The sequence below is a fragment of the Amycolatopsis sp. NPDC104863 genome (assembly GCF_055582965.1).
Map to the genome: position 1 here is coordinate 628,530 of NZ_JBVJOW010000006.1, position 19,368 is coordinate 647,897.

The 19,368-nt window shown below is 72.4% G+C and carries 20 protein-coding genes; 4 read left to right on the forward strand and 16 right to left on the reverse strand.

Translation table 11 applies throughout. The features are described from left to right. Positions 1 to 18: 18 nt before the first annotated feature. The 6 genes from ACZ63J_RS33390 to ACZ63J_RS33415 are packed head-to-tail and all read right to left on the reverse strand — an operon-like array spanning position 19 to position 6,071. Positions 19 to 633: an SRPBCC family protein gene (locus ACZ63J_RS33390; RefSeq protein ID WP_465401365.1), complete on the reverse strand. Its 615-nt coding sequence runs from the start codon at positions 631 to 633 to the stop codon at positions 19 to 21. Further along, the gene (locus ACZ63J_RS33395; RefSeq protein WP_465401366.1) at positions 633 to 2,966 is read right to left on the reverse strand and encodes a xanthine dehydrogenase family protein molybdopterin-binding subunit; all 2,334 of its coding nucleotides are present in this window, start codon (positions 2,964 to 2,966) and stop codon (positions 633 to 635) included. The genes ACZ63J_RS33390 and ACZ63J_RS33395 overlap by 1 nt, the downstream gene beginning before the upstream one ends. Beyond that, entirely contained in the window at positions 2,959 to 3,441 is a 483-nt protein-coding gene (locus tag ACZ63J_RS33400) for a (2Fe-2S)-binding protein (protein ID WP_465401367.1), read from the reverse strand. Before ACZ63J_RS33400 ends, ACZ63J_RS33395 begins: the two co-directional genes overlap by 8 nt. Further along, positions 3,434 to 4,303 carry an FAD binding domain-containing protein gene (locus ACZ63J_RS33405; protein ID WP_465401368.1) on the reverse strand — a complete coding sequence of 290 codons (870 nt, stop codon included), beginning with the start codon at positions 4,301 to 4,303 and terminating at the stop codon, positions 3,434 to 3,436. Before ACZ63J_RS33405 ends, ACZ63J_RS33400 begins: the two co-directional genes overlap by 8 nt. Then, the gene (locus tag ACZ63J_RS33410; RefSeq protein WP_465401369.1) at positions 4,300 to 5,076 is read right to left on the reverse strand and encodes an alpha/beta fold hydrolase; all 777 of its coding nucleotides are present in this window, start codon (positions 5,074 to 5,076) and stop codon (positions 4,300 to 4,302) included. The genes ACZ63J_RS33405 and ACZ63J_RS33410 overlap by 4 nt, the downstream gene beginning before the upstream one ends. After that, positions 5,073 to 6,071 carry an amidohydrolase family protein gene (locus ACZ63J_RS33415; protein WP_465401370.1) on the reverse strand — a complete coding sequence of 333 codons (999 nt, stop codon included), beginning with the start codon at positions 6,069 to 6,071 and terminating at the stop codon, positions 5,073 to 5,075. The genes ACZ63J_RS33410 and ACZ63J_RS33415 overlap by 4 nt, the downstream gene beginning before the upstream one ends. Positions 6,072 to 6,232: 161 nt before the next feature. Between ACZ63J_RS33415 and ACZ63J_RS33420 the strand changes: the two genes are divergently transcribed. The 3 genes from ACZ63J_RS33420 to ACZ63J_RS33430 are packed head-to-tail and all read left to right on the forward strand — an operon-like array spanning position 6,233 to position 8,468. Then, positions 6,233 to 6,841, forward strand: coding sequence for a UbiX family flavin prenyltransferase (locus ACZ63J_RS33420; protein WP_465401371.1), 609 nt, complete (start codon positions 6,233 to 6,235; stop codon positions 6,839 to 6,841). Then, entirely contained in the window at positions 6,838 to 7,770 is a 933-nt protein-coding gene (locus ACZ63J_RS33425; RefSeq protein ID WP_465401372.1) for a LysR family transcriptional regulator, read from the forward strand. Before ACZ63J_RS33420 ends, ACZ63J_RS33425 begins: the two co-directional genes overlap by 4 nt. Then, positions 7,767 to 8,468, forward strand: coding sequence for a GntR family transcriptional regulator (locus ACZ63J_RS33430; RefSeq protein ID WP_465401373.1), 702 nt, complete (start codon positions 7,767 to 7,769; stop codon positions 8,466 to 8,468). Before ACZ63J_RS33425 ends, ACZ63J_RS33430 begins: the two co-directional genes overlap by 4 nt. On the opposite strand, the gene ACZ63J_RS33435 is transcribed toward ACZ63J_RS33430, so the two are convergent. The 8 genes from ACZ63J_RS33435 to ACZ63J_RS33470 all read right to left on the reverse strand — a co-directional run bounded on the left by ACZ63J_RS33435 (position 8,451) and on the right by ACZ63J_RS33470 (position 15,021). Further along, positions 8,451 to 9,071 carry a TetR/AcrR family transcriptional regulator gene (locus tag ACZ63J_RS33435; RefSeq protein ID WP_465401374.1) on the reverse strand — a complete coding sequence of 207 codons (621 nt, stop codon included), beginning with the start codon at positions 9,069 to 9,071 and terminating at the stop codon, positions 8,451 to 8,453. The genes ACZ63J_RS33430 and ACZ63J_RS33435 overlap by 18 nt on opposite strands. Positions 9,072 to 9,074: 3 nt before the next feature. Beyond that, positions 9,075 to 9,536: a nuclear transport factor 2 family protein gene (locus tag ACZ63J_RS33440; protein ID WP_465401375.1), complete on the reverse strand. Its 462-nt coding sequence runs from the start codon at positions 9,534 to 9,536 to the stop codon at positions 9,075 to 9,077. A 61-nt stretch (positions 9,537 to 9,597) separates the two neighbouring features. Continuing rightward, positions 9,598 to 10,302, reverse strand: coding sequence for a GntR family transcriptional regulator (locus ACZ63J_RS33445; RefSeq protein WP_465401376.1), 705 nt, complete (start codon positions 10,300 to 10,302; stop codon positions 9,598 to 9,600). Continuing rightward, complete coding sequence (locus tag ACZ63J_RS33450) at positions 10,303 to 11,727, reverse strand: UbiD family decarboxylase (RefSeq protein WP_465401377.1); 1,425 nt, start codon at positions 11,725 to 11,727, stop codon at positions 10,303 to 10,305. After that, positions 11,711 to 12,427 (reverse strand): isochorismatase family protein, encoded by a 717-nt coding sequence (locus ACZ63J_RS33455; RefSeq protein WP_465401378.1) that lies wholly within the window; start codon positions 12,425 to 12,427, stop codon positions 11,711 to 11,713. The genes ACZ63J_RS33450 and ACZ63J_RS33455 overlap by 17 nt, the downstream gene beginning before the upstream one ends. Beyond that, complete coding sequence (locus ACZ63J_RS33460) at positions 12,424 to 13,386, reverse strand: ABC transporter substrate-binding protein (protein WP_465401379.1); 963 nt, start codon at positions 13,384 to 13,386, stop codon at positions 12,424 to 12,426. The genes ACZ63J_RS33455 and ACZ63J_RS33460 overlap by 4 nt, the downstream gene beginning before the upstream one ends. After that, positions 13,383 to 14,141, reverse strand: coding sequence for an ABC transporter permease (locus ACZ63J_RS33465; protein WP_465401380.1), 759 nt, complete (start codon positions 14,139 to 14,141; stop codon positions 13,383 to 13,385). Before ACZ63J_RS33465 ends, ACZ63J_RS33460 begins: the two co-directional genes overlap by 4 nt. Then, positions 14,125 to 15,021, reverse strand: a complete 897-nt coding sequence (locus ACZ63J_RS33470) for an ABC transporter ATP-binding protein (RefSeq protein WP_465401381.1) — start codon at positions 15,019 to 15,021, stop codon at positions 14,125 to 14,127. The genes ACZ63J_RS33465 and ACZ63J_RS33470 overlap by 17 nt, the downstream gene beginning before the upstream one ends. Positions 15,022 to 15,246: 225 nt before the next feature. On the opposite strand from ACZ63J_RS33470, the gene ACZ63J_RS33475 reads away from it, so the two are divergent. After that, positions 15,247 to 17,286, forward strand: a complete 2,040-nt coding sequence (locus tag ACZ63J_RS33475) for a leucine-rich repeat domain-containing protein (protein ID WP_465401382.1) — start codon at positions 15,247 to 15,249, stop codon at positions 17,284 to 17,286. A 3-nt stretch (positions 17,287 to 17,289) separates the two neighbouring features. On the opposite strand, the gene ACZ63J_RS33480 is transcribed toward ACZ63J_RS33475, so the two are convergent. Further along, positions 17,290 to 18,483, reverse strand: a complete 1,194-nt coding sequence (locus ACZ63J_RS33480) for an MFS transporter (RefSeq protein ID WP_465401383.1) — start codon at positions 18,481 to 18,483, stop codon at positions 17,290 to 17,292. Next, positions 18,480 to 19,262, reverse strand: a complete 783-nt coding sequence (locus tag ACZ63J_RS33485; RefSeq protein ID WP_465313645.1) for a DeoR/GlpR family DNA-binding transcription regulator — start codon at positions 19,260 to 19,262, stop codon at positions 18,480 to 18,482. The genes ACZ63J_RS33480 and ACZ63J_RS33485 overlap by 4 nt, the downstream gene beginning before the upstream one ends. Positions 19,263 to 19,368: the final 106 nt, after the last annotated feature.

Consider the following 19,368-nt stretch of genomic DNA (forward strand, 5'->3'; position numbering starts at 1 on the left):
GACTCCTGGGGACCGGGGTCAGCGGACGGGACGGGGAGCGCGCAGCCGGGCGGCCCAGCGTTCGAGCATCCCGGCGAGCACGATGCGGACCAGCTCGGCCGCCTTCATCGGCGGCACCTCGGAAGGCGGCGGTGCGGCAGCAGGCGCGCTGATGGTGGGCGGGGCGGCGGCCTGCAGAGGCTCCTCGCCGCCCTCGATTCGGGCCCGGACCCGCGAGGCCAGCTCCCCCACCATCCGGCCCGAGACGTCGGCCATGATCCCGCGGCCGAACTGCGCGAGCTTGCCCGAGATCGTCAGATCCGTCGCCAGCACGACGTTCGCCCCCGTGCCGGCCGGGGTCACGCGCATCGTCGCGCGGGCCTTGGCCGTGCCCGAACCGCGGGTGTCCTTGCCGTCGGCCAGCAGCACCGCGGTGCGCGCGACGGCGTCGCGTTCGACGACCTTCGCCACGCCCTGGTACGCCGCGGTCACCGGGCCGACCTTGATCTTCACCTTGCCGCGGTAGGAGTCCTCGCCGAGGTCCTCGGTCAGCTCGGCGCCCGGGAAGCACGCAGCCACGTTGTGGGCGTCCTGCAGGAAGCGGTACACCTCGTCGGGGTCGGCGGCGACCTCGAAGGAGTTCTCGATCAGCATCAGGAGACCTTCTTTTCGGCGGCGAGCAGGGCATCGACGATGCGCGCGGGGGTCACCGGCGCGCGGGTGACGCGGGCGCCGAGCGGGCGCAGCGCGTCCTCGACGGCGTTGGCGATCGCGGCCGGCGGCGGGACCGTGCCGCCCTCCCCCGCGCCCTTCGCGCCGAGCGGGTTGAGCGGGCTGGGCGACTCGAGGTGGAACAGCTCGACCGGGGGCACCTCGGCCGCCGAGACGAGCGCGTAGTCCAGGTAGCTGGTGGCCTGCGGAGTGGCCTCGTCGTCGTAGACGGCCTCCTCGTACATCGCGTTGCCGAGGCCGTGGGCGAACCCGCCGAGCACCTGCCCGTCCACCAGCAGCGGGTTGATCACCGTCCCGCAGTCGTGGCCGATGACGTACTTGAGGATCGTGATCTCGCCGGTCTCCGGGTCGACCTCGACCAGCGCCGCGTGCGCGCCACTGGCGTACGCCGCCCGCTCGGGTGAAAAGTAGCTGGCCGTCTCGAGGCCGGCGGTGATCCCGCGGGGCAGCGTGATGCCGTGCTTGCCGATGTTCGCGACCTGCGCGATCTGCTGCAGGGAAACGGACTTCTCCCGGTCGCCGCCCAGGCACGCGTGGTCGCCGTCGAAGTCCACTTCGGACACGTCGCAGCCGAGCAGCACCGCCGCCGTGTCGAGCAGCCGGGCCCGCATCTGCTTCGCCGCGTCGAACACCGCCGGGCCGCAGGTGGCCGTGATGCGCGAAGCGAACGTGCCCTGGCCGAACGGGATCCGCGCGGTGTCGCCGGTCGTGACGTCGATGTGGGCCATGTCGAGGCCGAGGCCGTCGGCGGCGATCTGGGCGTAGACCGTCTCGTACCCCTGGCCCTGCCCGGCCGCGGCGAGCGTCACCAGGATCCGGCCGCGGTTGGTGACGCGGATCTTCGCGCCCTCGTACGGGCCGAGACCGCAACCTTCGACGTACACCGCGAGCCCGATGCCGACGTAGCGGCCTTCTTCCCGCAGCTTCTCCTGCTCACGCCGGGCTTCGTCGTAGCCGAGCCGGGAGAGCGCACCTTCCAGCAACGCCGGGAAGTCGCCGCTGTCGTAGGTGAGCGGGCTGCCGTCGCGGAACATGATGCCGACGCGGTACGGGAACTCGTCGGCCTGGATCAGGTTCCGCCGCCGGACCTCGGCGGGGTCGAGGCCGAGGTGCGCCGCGATCCGGTCCATCATGCGTTCCATCACGAACACCGCCTGCGGCCGCCCCGCGCCCCGCACCGACGAGGTCGGGACCATGTTGGTGTAACAGGCCCGCAGCTCGATGTCGATGTTCGGCACCTTGTACGGGCCGGGCACCGTCGAGGTCGTGATCGACGGCACCTGCAGTCCGGCACAGTACGCGCCCTGGTCGTGTTCGATCACGTCCTTGACCGCGAGCAGCCGCCCGTCGTCGTCGAAGCCGACGTCGATCCGGTGCGTCTGCGAGCGTTCCATCATCGCCGAGACGAAATTCTCCTGCCGGTCCTCGACCCACTTCACCGCGCGGCGTAGCTTCTTCGCGACCCACGGGATCACGACTTCCTCGCCGTAGAACTGGGCTTTCGGCCCGAACCCGCCGCCGACGTCCGGCGGGGCGATCACGCGTAGGTCGTCCTCGGCCATCTCGTAGATCAGCGACAGCTGCTGGCGCGCGTAGTGCGGCGACTGGGTGGTGTCCCAGATGGTCAGCTGCCCGGTGGCCGGCTCGAACCGGGCGGCCACCGCCCGCGGTTCCATCGAATGGCCCCCGCCGCGCATCTGGTAGAACTCCTCGCTCAGCGTGTGCGGCGCGGCCGTCAACGCCGCCGTCGCGTCCCCCGCGCTTTGCGTGAGCAGGACGGCCACATTGGACTCGTCCCCGGTGTGGGCCGGCGGGCCGCCGGGGCGCAGCGCGGCGGCCGTGGAACCGACGGCGGGCAGCACCTCGAAGTCCACGTCGATCAGTTCCAGCGCGTCCTCGGCGAGGTACCGCGATTCCGCGACGACGACGGCGAGGGGTTCGCCGACGTAGTGCAGCTCCTCCGGCGGCATCGGCAGCCGCGGGTAGTCACGCAGCTGCGGGTGCAGCACCTTGGGCGCCAGCGGTTTCTGGATCTCCGCCAGGTCTGCACCCGAGAAAACCGCGACGACACCAGGAAGTGCGAGGGCCTCCGAAGCGTCGAACGCCGTGATCCGCGCGTGCGCGTGCGGCGACCGCAAGAAGGCCGCCGCCAGGGCGTCGGGCAGGTCGAGGTCGTCGAGGTACCGGCCGCGGCCGGTGAGCAGCCGCTCGTCCTCGCGGCGCGAGAGCTGGGCGCCGATCATCTTTTCACGCACCAAGCTGTCCTTTCGCGACGTCCAAAACGGACCGGACCAGCCCGGTGTAACCGGTGCAGCGGCAGATGTTCCCGCTCAGCACCTCACGCGCCTGCGCCTCGTCGTGGACGTCGTCCTCGCGCAGCGCGGCTGTGACGCTCATCAGGAACCCGGGCGTGCAGAACCCGCACTGCAGGGCGTGGTTGCGCTTGAACGCCTGTTGCAGCGGCGCCAGCTCGCCGTCGACCGCCAGGCCTTCGACGGTTTCGAGCGCCGCGCCGTCGGCCTGCACCGCCAGCATCAGGCACGAGCGGGTCGCGGCGCCGTCGACGATCACCGTGCAGGCGCCGCAGACGCCGTGCTCACAGCCGAGGTGTGTGCCCGTGAGCCGCAGCTTCTCGCGCAGGAAGTCGGCCAGCGTCAGGCGCGAGTCGACGTCTTCGTCGAACGCCGCGCCGTTGACCGTGCCCCGGACGCGGTGGGTGGGCTCAGGCATGGGCCTTCTCCGTGAGGTCGGCGAGCGCGCGCTTGACCAGCACGCCGGTGAGCCGGGCGCGGTACCCGGCGCTCGCGTGGATGTCGCCGGTGGGGTCGACCTGGGCGCGGGCGGTGGCCTCGGCGGCCGCGCCCAGGTCGGGTCCGAGGGGCTGCCCGAGGACGAGCTGCTCGGTGTCGGTGAGCCGCTGCGGGGTCGGCGCGACGCCGGCCGCCGCGATCCGGCACGCCGTGACGACGCCGTTGTCCACTTCGCACACCACGGCGACGCCGGCCAGCGCGAAGTCCCCGCGGCGGGTGGCGAACTCGCGGAACGCGGAGAGCTGGTTCGCCGGCGGCCGGGCCACGCTGACTTCCAGCAGCAGCTCGTCCGGCTCGAGCGCGGTGGTGAGGTGGAAGAGGAAGAAGTCCGACGCGGGCACCGTCCGCACGCCACGCGCCGAAGCGAGGGTGAACCGCGCGTCCAGCACGGCGAGCACGCTCGGCAGCTCGGCCGCCGGGTCGGCGTGGGCCAGGCTGCCGCAGATCGTGCCGCGGTTGCGGATCTGCGGGTGGGCGACCTGGTGCAGGGCCTCGGTGAGCACCGGCAGCAGCCGCGCGGCCTCGGGTGAGCGTTCGACGTGCCGCTGCCGGACCAGCGCGGGGATCGTGATCCGGTCGTCGCCGAACGTCGGGGTGGCGAACCGCTCGCCGACGCGGTTGATGTCGACGAGGTGCTCGATGTGGGCCAGCCGGAAGTTGAGCATCGGCATCAGGCTCTGGCCGCCGGCGAGGACCTTGGCCTCGTCGCCGTGCTCGCCCAGCAGCTCGAGGGCTTCGTCGAGCTCGCGCGGCGCGTGGTAGGTGAAGCGGGCGGGTTTCATCGGGTCTCCGTGACACGGCGCAGGTGCTGCCGGACGCGGCCGGCGAGCAGCGGGCGTTCGAGCAGCGACAGGTGCCGCAGGTCGGGCAGGATCTCCAGCTCGGCGCCGGGGATCCCGTCGGCGAGGACGCGGGCCATCGACGGCGGGGTCGCGTAGTCGTGCCGGCCGACCAGCACCAGCGCCGGCGCGGTGACCGACGGCAGCAGCGGCCGGGAGTCCATGGCGCCCAGGGCGATCGACGCCGCCGCGTGAGCCTCACTGTTGGTGCGCAGGAAGATCTTGACCACCCGCTCGGCCTCGTCCGGGTGCGTGTCGAGGAACTCCGGGGAGAACCAGCGGTCCAGCTGGAAGGGCACCTGCTTGGCCCGCGACACGGCGACGGCCTTCTGCGCGCGTTCGGCCCACGTCGTGACGGCGTCTTCGCCGTACCAGGCCGTGGTGTCGGCCAGCACCAGCGAGCGGACGCGGCCGGGGTACCGCCCGGCGAAGTTCACCGCGACGCTGCCGCCCAGCGAGAGGCCGAGCAGGCTCGCCGACGGCAGGTCGAGCGCGTCGAGGGTCCGCCCGACGTCGTCGGCGAGGTCTTCGATGCCGAACGGCTTGCCGTCCCACGCGCTGTCGCCGTGACCGCGCAGGTCGAGGGCGAACACCTGGAACTCGTCGGACAGCGCGTCGGCGAGCGGGGTCCACAGCTCTCCGGACAACGCAAGCGGGTGCAGCAGGACCAGCGGCTCACCCGCGCCGCGGCGGCGGACGGCCAGGGGGCGGCTCATGCGGGCCTCCGGAAGAGCGTCTCGGCGTTGGTGTGCAGGATCGCTTCGACGGCCGCGGCGTCGAGCCCGCTTTCGCGGACGGTCCGGACCGGCTCGGGGTCGCCGAGAGCGAACGGGTAGTCGCTGCCCAGCAGCACCTTCCCGGGGCCGGCGAGCCCGGCCAGGAACCCGATCGACGGGCCGGACAGCCCGACCGTGTCGTAGTGGAAGTCGCCCAGGTACGCCGACGGCTTCCCGCGCCGGAGCTCACCGGCGAACGCTTCCTTGGTCCGGTAGCCACCGTCGAGGCGGTGGGCCTGGTAGGGCAGGAACCCGCCGCCGTGCACCAGCACCAGCCGCAGGTCCGGGTGGCGGTCGAGGACCCCGGCGAGGATCAGTTTGGTGACTGCGACGGTGTTGTCGATCAGCCGGCCGTGGACGTTGCCCATCGTGCCCAGCGACGCGAGGTCGCCCGACGGCCCGCACGTCGGCGGGTGCAGCACGACCGGGATCCCTTCGGCCGCCGCCACCGTCCACAGTGGATCGAACGACGGCTCGTGCGGGGCCGGGCCGGCGGGCGGGTCCGTGTTGAGGAGCAGCCCGGCGAACTCCGGGCGCTTCCAGGCTTCGAGGAGGTCGCCGGCCGCCTGGTCACCGTTGTCGGTGGCCACCGAAGCGAGCACGACGGTGCCGTCCGCCGACTCCGCCATCGTGTCGTTGACCGTGCGCGCCCAGTCACGGGCACGGGTCGGGTTCAACGGCGCCGACTGGATGTCCAGCCACGGCGAGAGGATCTGCCGCGTGACACCGGATTGACGCACCCAGGCCGCGCGGGGTGCGGCTTCGGTCATCCGCGCGCCGATCGGCCGGGTGTCCCCGGCGCCGGGGACCGCCACGACCCAGCCCGCGTCGGTGCGCCGCGCCGAGAACCCCGCCACGGGGGCCTTTTCCAGCGTGGTCAGCAGCGAGCGCGGCACGATGTGCGCGTGCGTGTCGAGGACTTCCGTCCGACTCACCTCCACCGTCGGGTTGTGTCCCGACGCTAGGCCGGGCCCGCGCGGCGGACCAGCGCCCTTTCCTGGCAGCAGCTGTAAGGAGAACTGACAGCCGGGGTATCGCTTCCGGCGGGCGTTCGTGCTGCGATGGCCGGACGAGTCCCCAGTGGAAGGTGGCGGTCGTGACGGAACCCCGGAACGTGGTCGTGGCGATCACCGGCGCCAGCGGAGCGTGCCTGGGCGTGCGCATCCTGCAACTCCTGCGCGAGCGGCCGGAGTTCCGGACGCACCTGGTGCTGTCCAAGGCCGGGATCCTCACCCTGCGCCACGAATGCGACCTCACGGTGGCCGACGTCCGCGCGCTCGCCGACGTCACCTACCGCCCGGGCGAGATCGGGGCGGCCATCGCGTCCGGGTCCTTCCCGGTCGCGGCGATGCTGGTGGCGCCGTGCTCGATCAAGACGCTCTCGGCGATCGCCACCGGCTACACCGACGACCTGGTCAGCCGCGCCGCCGACGTCTGCCTCAAGGAGGGCAGGCCGCTGCTGCTGATGGTCCGCGAGACGCCGTTGCACCTGGGGCACCTGAAGTCGATGGTCGCGGTGACCGAGGCCGGCGCGATCGTCGCGCCGCCGGTGCCCGCGTTCTACCCGCGGCCGCGGACCGTCGGGGACCTCGTCGACTACACCGCTCGCCGCGCGCTGGCCCGGGTGGGACTATCGGAGCTGGCCCCCGAGCCGTGGGACGGCGAGCTGAGCAGGGCCGACCCGGCCGACCTGCTGGGGCGGTGACGAAGGGGACCGGAGTGCTGGAGGCGCGGCGGCTGCAGATCTTCTCCGCGGTGGCCGAGCACGGCTCGTTCACCGCGGCCGCCGAGGCCCTGTTCATGACGCACTCCGCCGTCTCCCAGCAGATGGCGCTGCTCGAACGGCAGCTGGGCGTGCCGCTGATGATCCGCGGCCCACGCGGGATCGAGCTCACCGAGGCGGGCAAGCTGCTGTCGGAGCGCAGCACCGGCCTGCTCGGCACGATCGCCCACATCGAGCAGGAGATGTCGGACCTCAAGGCGCAGCGTTCGTCGGTGCGGCTCGGCGCGTTCCCGACCGCCGGGGCCGACCTCATCCCCCGCGTCGTGCGCGAGTACCAGCACCGGTACCCGGAGACGAAGCTCGTCCTGCACTCGGCGCACGCGTCCGACATGACCGCGGCCCTGCGCGACGGCTCGATCCACCTCGGCCTGGTCTGGGACTACGACTTCGACCCGCGGTCGGTGCCGGCCGACGTCGAGTGGGTCCACCTGGCCGACGACCCGCTGTGCGTGCTGGTGCCGGTGGACCACCCGGTCGCCGGGGAGTCCGAAGTGGAGCTGCGGGAGCTGGCCGGCGAGACGTGGGTGGTGCGCAGCCACCGGCCGCCCTACGACGAGGCGTTCACGACCCTGTGCCGGCTGTCCGGGTTCGAGCCGCGGATCGGCTTCGCGGCCGAGGACTACCTGTCGGTGCAGGGCCTGGTCGCGGTCGGGATCGGCATCGGCGCGGCCCCGCGGCTCGCGCTGGTCGCCCAGCGCCCCGACGTCGTCGCGGTGCCGCTCGCCGGGCCGGCGCCCCGCCGCCGGATCGCGGCGGTGCGGTTGCTCGAGGCGGGTCATCCCCCCGCCGCGCGGCAGATGCTGGAAGTATTGCGGCTGGTAGCGACCACCGACCCGGAGGAGCACTCTTGACCGGCGACCGCCTCGGCGGCGACATCCTGCGCCGGCTGCTGCGCGACGGAACCGGGGATGTCTCGCTGGTCGACCGGATCGTCGAGGACCTGGCGGTCCGCATCATCGACGGCAGCCTGCCCCCTGGCGCCGACGTCAACTCCGTCGACCTGGCCCGCCGCTTCAGCACTTCGCGCACGCCGGTGCGGGAGGCGCTGCTGACGTTGCAGCGCGAAGGGCTGGTGGACATCCCCGCCCGCCGCCGGCCCCGGGTCGCACCGGTGACGCTGGCGCAGGCGCGTGAGCTGTACGAGATCCGGGCGAGCCTGCACGCGCTGGTGAGCGAGCTGATCGTGGCGGCGGACGCGGACCTGGCGCCGCTGCGGACCTGGCACGAGCACCTGCGGGAGGACGCCGCGCGCGGCGACGTCGACGCGTACTTCTGGCACAACGTCTCCTTCCGCCAGGCCGAGGCGGAGGTGGCGGGGAACCGCCAGCTGACGCGGTTGCTGAGCTCGCTCGGCTTGCGGACGTTGCAGCTGCGGCACGTCAGCCTGTCGTTGCCGGGCCGGCTGGACCGGTCGGTGGAGGACCACGAACGGCTGCTGGCGGCCTACGCCGACCGGGACGCGGCGCTGGCCGTGGCGCTGACGCGGTCGATCATCATGACCGGGCTGCAGTCGATCGAGGCCTCGGGGTGGTCAGGCCTCGAGGACTGACCCGCGGGCCAGCGCCGCGAGCACGACGTCCCGCGCCGCGCGGACCGTCGCCGGGAAGGCGGCCGGGTCCCGGCCGATGCGCTCGGCGCCCGCGCGCATGGCCCCGGACAGCAGCTCCACCACGAGCGGCACGTCGCCGACGTCGCGGAACTCCCGGCGGGTGATGCCGTCGCGTACGACGTGCTCCACCTCGGCCACGATCGTGTGGAACGGGTTCTCGGGCCCCTTCGGCACCTCGTCGACCAGCGGGCCGGAGCCCGGCAGGAACATCAGCTGCATCGTCTGGTCGGTGGACGCCTCCAGGACCGCGTCGACGATCTCCCGCATCCGGTCGCCGGCCGGGTCGCCGGTCCGCGCGGCGATCGCGGCGACCCGCTCGAGGAGGGGACGGCACGCGCGCCGGGTCAGCGCCAGGACCAGCGCGCCCTTGTCGCGGCCGTAGTTGTAGAGCGTGTTGCGGGCGAGCCCGGCCCGGTCCGCGATGTGGCCCATGGTGATCGAGTCGTAGGACCGCTCGCCGACCAGCTGCCGCATCGCGTCGGCGAGGGCGGCCCACACCAGCTCGTGGTGCTCCTCGATGCTGGCTCCCCGGATCCGCGGCATGCGCTACCGTACCGCCGCCGCGGCCGCGAGGTGCGCGTTCTCCTGGTGGTTCGCGGTCAGCTTCACGCGGGTGAGCCGCCAGCCGGCGGCCGTGCGGACCGCTTCGTCGTCGTAGAACCCGGCCACCAGCCAGCGGTTCGGTCCCCCGGCGGCGACCTCGTCCGGGACCCAGTGCTCGGCGCGGACGTGTGCGTGGATCTTCGCGCGGTCGCCGTCGAGGGTGATGACGTGACCGGTGATGACGTGGTGCGTCGCCACGAAGGGCGCGAAGGACGCGCGCAGGTTCTCGAGGTAGTCCGGCAGGGGCACGGTCATCGGCGGCATGCCGACGACCGACTCGAAGTCGAGCGTCAGCGGGTCGGTGAAGACGAGGCCGGGCAGCGTCTCGTACTCCTTCTGGTCGGCGATGTCGGCGTACCGGCCCATCAGGTCGAGGAGCTCGGCGCGGTCGGCGAGTGTGTTCATGAAAACCTCCGTTTACGACAATCTGTCGCAAACGATACGACGACTTGTCGCAAAAGCCAAGTCAGACCCCGCCGGAGCGCTCGATCGCCCGGTACCCGCGCATCACCAGCGACCGGCTCACCGCCGCCGCCAGCCCGGCGTCCCGGTCGGCGTAGGCGTTCACCAGCCGCTCGTGGTCGGCCACCGAATGCAGGAGCCGGCCGGGCAGCGACAGGCTCAGGTGGCGGAACCGGTGCATCTGCAGGCCCAGGGAGCTGAGCCGCCGCTGGAGCTCGCCGTTCTTCGACAGGCTCGCCTCGGCGTTGCGGAACCCCACGTTGTGCCAGAAGTACGCGTCGACGTCGCCCGCCTGCGCGTCCGACTCCAGCAGTCCCTGCCACCGCCGGAGACCGGCGATCTCCGCGTCCGAGGCCCGCGCCACGACCAGCTCGCTCACTAGCGCGTAGAGCGACGCCCGGATCTCGTAGATCTCCCGCACCTGGGCCATGTCCACCGGGGACACGTACGGCCGCCGCCGCGGCGGGACGATCACCAGCGACTCGCGTTCCAGCAGCAGCAACGCTTCCCGCACCGGCGTGCGCGAAGTGCTGAACCGGCGGGCGAGCTCGGCCGAGTTGACCTCGTGGCCCGGCGGCAGCCGCCCTTCGACGATGCCGATCGCGACCTCCTGGAAGATCGTGAACGCCAGCGAGGAACTGCCCTCCACCCCGCGCAACGCCGTGAAGAGCAGCTCTCGCCGCAGGTCCGGCAGGTCGACCGCGGTCACTTAACCGAGCACCTCGGGCCAGCGCCGGCTCACGTCGGCGACCAACGAGGGACTCGACTCCGCGACCGCCGGGAAGTCGCCCAGCCGCTCGAACGGACGGCAGGCGTCGATGATCGCGCGGCTGGTGAACGGCACCGCGCCCGGCGGTGTCAGCGGGTCGACGCGGCTGCCCCAGGTCCGCCGCATCACCTCGATGTCGATCGACGGGTCGGTCCGCCCGCACATCGCCCAGACGACCTCGCCGAGGTCGCGCGGGTTGACGTCGTGGTCGACGACGACGGTGAACCGGTTCATGTACGCCGCGTTCGGCAGCTGCGACGTCAGGTACGCCGCTTGCCGCGCGTGGCCCGCGTACCGCTGTTCGATCGCCACGATCAGCAGCGACCGCCCGCCGCCCGCTTCGTGCGCCCAGACGCCGCGCAGGCCCGGCAGGCCGGTCTTGCGCAGCGAGTCGGTGATGATCGCGGACTTCATGACTGTCCGCATGTACGAGTAGTCGTGCGGCGGCTTGCCCGGCGGCGCGCCGAGCAGGATCGGGTCGTCGCGGTAGTAGGCCTTCTCGACGTCGATGGTGAGGATCGGGTCGCGGGAGCCGGAGTAGTACCCGGTCCACTCGCCGAACGGGCCTTCCGGGCGCTTGTCGTCCGGCCGCACCCAGCCCTCGATGGCGATCTCGGCGTCGTGCGGCAGCGGCAGCCCGGTCGCGAGCCCGGCGATCGTGCGCACCGGGGCACCGGCCATCGCGCCGACGTAGTCGTACTCCGAGACGTCACCGGGCACCTCGACGCCGGCCGCGACCAGGTAGGCCGGGTGGTGGCCCAGCGACGCCGCGATCGGCGCCCGGCCCTCGGCCTCGAACCAGCGGCGCAGGTGCTGGGCGCCGTGTTTGCCCGCCTCGATGTTGACACTCGCCGAGCGGCCGTCGTCCTGCACCTGCATCCGGTACGCGCCGAGGTTGATCCGGCCGGTGTCGTAGTCGCGGGTGACCACCGCGCAGCCGGTGCCGATGTACCGGCCGCCGTCCCCTTCGTGCCAGCGCGGCACCGGGAACTTCAGCAGGTCGATCTCGTCGTCCACGTGGGACAGCAGCGGGCCGTCCTCGACGGTCACGGCACGGAAGTCGCCGGAACGCTCGATCCACTCCCCCGGCTTGACGGCCAGCTTCTCGACGAGGTCCTCGTCGGTGTTGTCCCAGCCGAGGCCGAGCACCGACCCGAGCAGCCGCGGGTTGCTGACCGAACCGGACAGCACCCGCAGGCCCCGCGCGTAGTCCTTGATGTTGTCGAACATCAGCGCCCGCGGCTGCGAACGCCGGTAGTTGACCTGGGACAGCGCGCCGATCTCGAGGTCCCAGTGCGCGCCCTCGACGGTCTGGATCTCCCCGGCCGCCTCGGTCTCGGTGAGCCACTTACGCAGGTCGGTCATGCGGAACCCTTCGCGAGGTCTGGCGGAGGCGCTCGATCGCCGCCTCCGCGGTGAGCACGTCCGCGTACTTCTGGTCCAGGTCGAACAGGCTCAGCCAGTGCGACGCCTCGAACCGGTCGAAACAGCAGTCACCGACCACGCCGACCCGGTAGCCGCGGCTGCAGGCGTCGACGACGGTCGAGCGCACGCACCCGCTCGTGGCCTCCCCGACGACCAACAGCGTGTCGTGCCCGCCCATCCGCAGCATCGTGTCCAGCGGGGTGCCGTGGAAGCAGCTGGGCCCGATCTTCTCCAGCACGATGTCACCGGGCTCGGGTTCCACTTCGGCGACGATGGCATTCGGGTCCACAGTGGACTTCGGGGTCAGCGTCGAACCCGGCTTGCGGTTCCACCGGCCGTGGCTCGCCGGGGTCGCGTGGAAGTAGAGCACCGGCGCGCCGGCGTCGCGGGCCGCGGCCAGCACCGGCGCGGTCCGGTCGACCGCGGCCCAGCCGTCGTCACCACACGCGCTCGGCCAGTCCTCCACCGCGCCGAGGATGTCCTGACGGGGCAGGCCGAGCGCCGCGTAGTAGAGGTCGACGACGAGCACCGCCGGGTTGGTACCCAGGCCGAACGGGGCCCGCTTCGCCCACGACGTCGTCGCGAGCACGGCGCGGTCCCGTTCGGTCAGGTACTTCGCCCACTCGGCTTCGAAGGTCATGACGCCGTGAGGCTGTTGTCGATGTACTTCGTGATGTCCGGCGGCGCGGTGGTCTTCGCGTTCGCCGCGGCTTCGTCGAAGGCCTGCTTGATCACCTTCTCGTCCACCACCGGCGTCTTCGCCCAGACGTCGAGGAAGAAGTCGTAGGCGTAGGAAGCGAGTTCGGTGCTCTGCACGCCGCTGTACTTCTGGATGCTCTTCACCGTCTCGTTCTTGTGCCCGCGGATGTACTGCAGCGCCTCGGCTTCCGCCGCGACGAACCGCTTGACGACCTCACGGTTGCTCTGCAGGTACCGCGACTGCACGGTGTAGGCGCCGAGCGGGAACGGCATGTTCGACAGCGCGGCGAGCCGGTGCGCGCCCTTGTTCCGGCTCTCGGTGCCGTTGGGCGGCTGGGTGAGGATCGCCGACACCGCGCCGCTGCCCAGCGCGGCCACCTCGGCCGGGACGCCCTTGACGAAGACCGCCGTGACGTCTTCACGCTTGAGGCCGTTCGCTTCCAGCAACGCCGTGAGCCCGAAGTCGCTTTCCGAGCCGGGTGAGGTGATGGCGACCTTCTTGCCCTTGAGCCCGGCCACCGACCGGACGTCCGGGCTCGCCCACATCTCCAGGTTGTAGTGGGGTTCGGACATCGCGACGTACTTGAGGTCCGCGCCCTTCATGATGGCCGCCGCGGTGTCGGCGGCGACGCCGACACCGACCTGGACGCTGTTGCTGGCCAGCCCGGCGACCAGCTGCGAGCTGTCGTTGAGCCGGGTGAGCTTCACGTTCAGGCCGTGCTTGGCGAAGATGCCGTAGTCCTGCGCGGTGTAGAGGTCGGAGTAGCCCGCGCCGAGCGCGGTGTAGCCGATGGTGACCGGCAGCGCGCCGCTCGCGTCGGCGGTGACCGTGCCGCCCGCGCCGCCGCTGCACGCGGTGAGCGCGAGCAGGAGGGTCGCGGCCGCGAGGAGTGTCTTCATTCTGCACCTGCCCAGTGGGTGAAACGGCGTTCGACGAGCCGGACGGCCCAGTTCAGGACCAGGGCGAGCACGGCGAGGATGACGATCCCGGCCATCGCCGAGTCCATGTTGAAGTTCGAGGTCTGCGTCTGCACGAAGTACCCGAGGCCCTGGCTGGCCAGGAACAGCTCGGCGACGATCGCGCCGACCAGCGCGCGGCCGACGGCCAGCCGGACGCCGGCGAGGATGTAGGGCAGGGTCGCGGGCAACGCGATGGTGTAGAAGAACTTCAGCCGCGGCGTGCAGAACACTGTCGCGACGCGGGTGTAGTCGCTGTCGAGGTTCCGCACGCCTGCGGTGATGTTGATGATCAGCGGCAGGATCGCGGCCCACACGATGACGATCGCGCGGGAGGTGTTGTCGATGCCGAACCAGAAGATGATGATCGGCAGGAACATCACGTACGGCACCGAATACAGGATGTTGACCATCGGCTCGGTCATGTCGTGCAGCACCCGGCTGCGGCCGAGCACCAGCCCGATCGGGATGCCGAGCACGAACGTGATGCCCAGTCCCCACAGCAGTTCCAGGCCGGTCGCGCCGAGCGCGGGGTAGATTTCGCCGCTGCCGAACAGCTTTCCCTCGGCCGCGGCGATGCGCAGCGGGTTGCTGCTGAAGGAGACGTCGACGAGGCCGGTCGCCGTGGCGAGCTGCCACAGCACCAGCACGATCAGGATGCCGGCCGTGCCGAGCAGGCCGCTACGGTGTCGCTGCACCCAGCCTGAGCTCGCCGGCAGTGTCGCCGGTGCGGGTGGTGGTGTCGTGCGCGGGAGTGACGCTGTTGTCATGGCTCGGCTCCGAAGCTGGGGCGGGTTCGTGGTGGAGGGCCGAAAGGATCTTGTCGCCGTAGGCCAGGAACTCCGCGCTGCGCCGCCAGGCGGCGTCGCGGGGCCGGGGGACGTCGATGACCACTTCCAGCGCGACGTGCGCGGGCGACGGGGAGAACACGAGCACGCGGTCGGCCAGCAGCACGGCCTCGTTGACGTCGTGCGTCACGAACATCGCGGTCTTCTTGGTGCCGACCGCACCGGCCTGCCAGATCCGCAGCAGCTCGTCCTGCAGGGTCTCCCGGGTCTGCGCGTCGAGCGCGCCGAACGGCTCGTCGAGCAGCAGGAGTGTCGGGTCGGTGGCCAGGGCGCGGGCCAGGTTGACGCGCTGCTTCATCCCGCCGGACAGCTCGTGCGGGTACTTCTTCGCGACCTTGGCCAGGCCGACGACGTCGAGCAGCTCTTCGGCCCTTTTCCGGGTCCGGTCGCTGAGCCTGCCCTGCACCTGCGGTCCGAAGAGGACGTTGTCGAGCACGGTCCGCCACGGGTAGAGCGAGGCGTGCTGAAACACCAGCGACCGTTCCGGCCCCGGCCCGGTGATCGGGCGGCCGGCCAGCTCCAGCGCGCCGCCGGCGACCGGGACGAGCCCGGCGACGGCTTCCAGGAAGGTGGTCTTGCCGCAGCCGCTCGGCCCGACGATGACCACGAACTCCTCGTCGCGGATCTGCAGGTTCAGGTCCAGGCACGCGGTCGAGAAGGCGCCGCCGCGGCGGGCCTTGTGCCCGAGCAGCAGGTCCCGTGCGTCCAGGCAGACGTTCGTTTCGGACATCAGCGGGCCCTCGCCTCGTCCGGGGTTGGTGGGTGGGTCACAACCGCTCCTCCTTGCCGATGGCTGCACTGCGGATCGCAAGGTGTCGACACTTCGGGAGAGTGTGCGACTCCGTCCTGCGCTGTGTCAAGGATTCGGAATCGAGCAAGTCGCCAACTGTCGACACTAGCCACTTGGTGATCGGCTCACCGGTTTTTGTCGGTGCCTCTCGCTAGCGTGGCGCCCATGATCGACCACCAGGCGGAGATCGAGCGGGCGCTGAGCGGGCCACCGGGCAAGCTCGCGTTCCGGGCGCTCTGCGCGCTTCTCGGCCGCGCGGGCAGCCCGGCGCACCTCGTCGAGCTCTGCGAGCGGCGGCTGGCGTCCTGGCCCGACGAGGTGCGCGAAGCGCCGTGGTCCTGGCTCGCGGCGCTGGACGCGGGCCATTCGCGGCCGGGCTGGCGGCTCGCGCGGTCGATCGCGCGGCGCTCCGGACACCCCGGCACGGCGAACCCGGCGTTCCCGGACCCGCGGGCGCGGCCGGAGTTCCGCGGGATCACCCACCTCGACCTCGGCTGGTTCGCCCGGGAACCGCTCGAAGCGGTCGTCCGGGACCTGCCCGGCTGGGAGAACCTGCGCTCACTGCGTCTCGGTGCCCTGATGCCGACGGACGCCACGCTCGTCGCGAACCTGGCCGCCGCACCCGAACTCGCGCGGCTCGAGGCGCTGGACCTGCTCGACATCCGCGAAGACCTGTGGCACTTCGGCAAACCGCCGTTCCGCCCGCCCGCCGGGCGGCCCCTGCGACTGCGCCACGCCGGCGTGCGGGCACCGGACCTGGTGCACCTGCTCCGCGCCGATCTCGTCCCGGACCTGCGCTCCGCCGACGTCCTCATCGCCGATGCCGGGGAGGCGCGGGAGCTCGCGGCCTGCCCCGGGCTCGCCCGGCTCGAGCGGCTGGCGCTCGGTTTCCGCTGCGCCGCCGAGCGCAGCCACCCCGGCGGGACGCCGTTCTTCGGCAACGTCCACGAGGAGGCCGACGAAGCCTGCGAGATCTTCTTCGCCGAGGCGGACCTGTCCGGCCTGAAAGTGTTGCGGCTACAGGGAATTCCGTTGCCGATGGGCCGGGAGGGCTTCGGTGCGCGCGGCCTGGCCGCCATCTCCGGAGTCCTGCCGCAGCTGACCGAGCTGAACCTCACCCTGCTGCCCTTGGGCGACGCCGCGCTCACGCACGTCGTGGGCGCGCTCGACCGCGACCGCGTCGAGCGGCTGACGCTCACGGACGTCGTGGCCACCGACCGGACCGCCGCCGCGTTCACCGGGTCCTTCCCCCGGCTGCGGCAGCTGGACCTCAGCAAGAACTCCCTGACGGAGACGGGCGCCCGGCACCTGGCGACCGGCGTCCGGTTCCCCGCGTTGACGGACCTCGACCTGTCCGGCAGCGGCGGCTCGCCGTACTACACCAGGCCCACCGTCCAACCGCTCGGGGACGCCGGAGCCGAAGCCTGGGCCCGCTCCCCCAACGCGGAGAACCTGGCCCGGCTCGGGCTGGCGGCCACCGGGCTCGGCGCCGCCGGGCTCCGCGCCCTGCTGACGTCGGAGCACCTGCGTCACCTCGCGGAGCTGGACGTCTCGAACAACCCCGTCGGAGGCTGGCCCGCGGACACGCCGGTCCGGCCGCCCTTGCGCACGCTCGACGTCGCCGCCTGCGAGCTCGGCGACCACGACGTCCGAGCGCTCGGGCCGATGCCCGCGCTGACCGGGATCTCCCTGGCCTACAACAACATCGGCTCGGCGGGCGCCAAGGCGCTGGCGGCCTGGAGCGCGCTGCCCGGGTTGTGGGAGCTGAACCTGCACGACAACGTGATCGGCGACGACGGCCTGGCCGAGCTGGCCGCCTCCCGGGCGGCCCGGACGCTGGTCGAGCTGGACCTGGAACAGGACTGCTGGAACGAAGCCCGGCGCCCGTTCGCCGTCCCGCTCCCGCCCGAGGTCGTCGATCCGGCGTCGTTCCCGAACCTCGACGCGCTGTTTCTCGGGGTGGTCGACGAGTACCACGGCGCCCGGTACTCGAGCGGGTTCCCGCCGGACGTCCGCGAAGAGCTCGCCGCGTCGCCCGCGACCCGCCCGGAGCTGGTCGCCTTCCTCACCCACCTCACCATGGACGAGGGGGAAACCGGCACCGAGCCGGCCGGCGACCGCGACTTCCGGCCCCGGGCGGCGGCGAGGCACGCCGAGTGCGTGGCCCGGGCACGCGAATTCGCGCGCAGCCTGCGGGAGGGGTGAGGCTCAGCCGACGGGCTGTTCCGCCGGTTCCGGCTTCGGGCTCAGCACCCCGGCGAACAGCGCCGCCAGGACGCACAGCACCACCGGCAGCACGAAGGTGACGTTCAGCGGCATCCACCGCGTCAGGCCGCCGATCACCGCCGGCCCCGCCAGCAGCCCGACGTACCCGAGGCCGACCACGCGGGCCATCAGCGCGCCGGACGCCCGCGTGTCCAGGTTGCCCGCCGCGGTGAACAGCTGCGGGACGCCGCCCGAGAGGCCCAGGCCGAACAGCGCCCAGCCCACCAGGGACAGCGGCACCCAGGGAGCCGCCGCGGCGATCGACAGGCCGACCGCCGCGAGCGCCGCGCCGTAGCGGACGATCGCGGCCGGGCCGGCCCAGGCCGCGACGCGGTCGGTCAGGAAGCGGCCGGTCGTCATCGCCACCGCGAACGCGCCGTAGGCGAACGCCGCCGTCGAGGCCGACGTGCCGAGCACCTTTTCCATGTGCAGCGCGGCCCAGTCGTTCGCCACGCCCTCCGACAGCATCAGCGCCAGTGCGAGCAGGCCGAGCAGCCAGACCACGCGCCCCGGCGGCCGGCGGCGGACCGGCGCGGCCTCCGCCGCGGTCTCCTCGACGGCGGGCGCGTCCGACGGCTCCATCAGGAACCGGGCCGCCAGCAGGGAAAGCAGCACGCAGAACAGGCCGGTGCAGGTGAGCGTGACCCCGGTGGGGACGCCGGCGCCGAGCGTCGCCGCGCCGATGACCGCCGCGAACGCGCCGCCGATCGACCACATCGCGTGGAAGGCCGCCATGATCGGGCGCGGGTAGGCCCGCTCCACCACCACGGCGTGCGCGTTCATGCCGACGTCGATCGCGCCGTTGCCGAAGCCGAACAGCGCGAGCGCGAGCCCCAGCGTCCACCAGGAGTTAGCGAACCCCGGCGCGCACAGCGCGAGGCCGAGGAACACCCCCGCCGCCGGGACCAGCTTGCGGTGCCCGAGCCGGTCGACGAGCGGACCGGAGATCTGCATGCCGGCGAACGCCGCGCCGCCGAGCACCAGCAGCAGCGCGCCCAGGGTGCTGTGCGAAATGCCGGTCGCGCGCTCGACGTTGGGGATGTGCACGACCCACATGCCCATCCCGAACCCGTTGAGGGCGAAGAACATGAAGGTCGCGGCGCGGGCGGCGCGCGGGCGGGGCGGTGCGGTCGTCATCGGCTCTCCGTGGGGGTGGGGACGGCGACGTGCACGAGCACGCCGCGTTCGGCCAGGGCCGCGCGCTGGTCTTCGGGCGCGCCGGGGTCGGTGATCACGACGTCCGCGCGATCGGCGGGACAGACGTGGGCGAGGGCGGCACGGCCCCACTTGGCGCCGTCGGCGAGCACGATCGCCCGGGCCGCGACGTCGAGGGCCTGCTGCTTGACTTCGGCGTCGCCGAGGTCGAAGGCGGTGAGCCCGGTGTCGAGCCCGAACGCGCACGGGCTCAGCACGGCGACGTCGAACCGCAGGGCGCGCAGCGAAGCCAGGGTCAGCGGGCCGACCAGGGCCTGCTCCCCCGGCCGCGGCTCGCCGCCCGGCAGCAGCAGCCGGATCCCCGGGGCCTCGGCCAGCTCCCGGGCCGCGTGCAGGGACAGCGGCATCACGGTGACCGAGCGCCCGCGCAGCAGCCGGGCCAGCTCGAGGGCGGTGGTGCCGCTGTCGAGGACGATCGTTTCGCCGTCGTGGATCAGCTCCGCCGCGGCGGCCGCGATGGCCCGCTTCGCCGCGGTCGCGGCCGTCGCCCGGGCCGCGAACGGGGGCTCGATCCCGGACGGCGAGGCCGCCACGGCGCCGCCGTGCACCCGGCGCAGGACCCCGCTCGCGGCGAGGTGGTCGAGGTCGCGGCGCACGGTCATCTCCGACGCGCCGGTCACCTCGGCCAGCTCGGTGACGGCGACCTGGTCGGCGTCCCGCAGCCGCTCGACGATGATCCGCTGGCGTTCCGCGCTCTTCACCCCGCGATGCTCGCAAGCCACCGGATTTCGCACAACCGGTTTGTTCGTCCGCTCACGTCGGTTGTGCGAAAAGCCGCTGCGGCATGATGGTGCCGTGCACGCCGCC

Bases quoted from the DNA above. Each gene is read 5' to 3' on its own strand.
- ACZ63J_RS33435 (WP_465401374.1), bottom strand. From the start codon at position 9,071: ATGCCGCGGATCCGGGGAGCCAGCATCGAGGAGCACCACGAGCTGGTG.
- ACZ63J_RS33390 (WP_465401365.1), bottom strand. From the start codon at position 633: ATGCTGATCGAGAACTCCTTCGAGGTCGCCGCCGACCCCGACGAGGTG.
- ACZ63J_RS33475 (WP_465401382.1), top strand. From the start codon at position 15,247: ATGATCGACCACCAGGCGGAGATCGAGCGGGCGCTGAGCGGGCCACCG.
- ACZ63J_RS33450 (WP_465401377.1), bottom strand. From the start codon at position 11,727: ATGACCGACCTGCGTAAGTGGCTCACCGAGACCGAGGCGGCCGGGGAG.
- ACZ63J_RS33460 (WP_465401379.1), bottom strand. From the start codon at position 13,386: ATGAAGACACTCCTCGCGGCCGCGACCCTCCTGCTCGCGCTCACCGCG.
- ACZ63J_RS33455 (WP_465401378.1), bottom strand. From the start codon at position 12,427: ATGACCTTCGAAGCCGAGTGGGCGAAGTACCTGACCGAACGGGACCGC.
- ACZ63J_RS33470 (WP_465401381.1), bottom strand. From the start codon at position 15,021: ATGTCCGAAACGAACGTCTGCCTGGACGCACGGGACCTGCTGCTCGGG.
- ACZ63J_RS33440 (WP_465401375.1), bottom strand. From the start codon at position 9,536: ATGAACACACTCGCCGACCGCGCCGAGCTCCTCGACCTGATGGGCCGG.
- ACZ63J_RS33405 (WP_465401368.1), bottom strand. From the start codon at position 4,303: ATGAAACCCGCCCGCTTCACCTACCACGCGCCGCGCGAGCTCGACGAA.
- ACZ63J_RS33400 (WP_465401367.1), bottom strand. From the start codon at position 3,441: ATGCCTGAGCCCACCCACCGCGTCCGGGGCACGGTCAACGGCGCGGCG.
- ACZ63J_RS33480 (WP_465401383.1), bottom strand. From the start codon at position 18,483: ATGACGACCGCACCGCCCCGCCCGCGCGCCGCCCGCGCCGCGACCTTC.
- ACZ63J_RS33410 (WP_465401369.1), bottom strand. From the start codon at position 5,076: ATGAGCCGCCCCCTGGCCGTCCGCCGCCGCGGCGCGGGTGAGCCGCTG.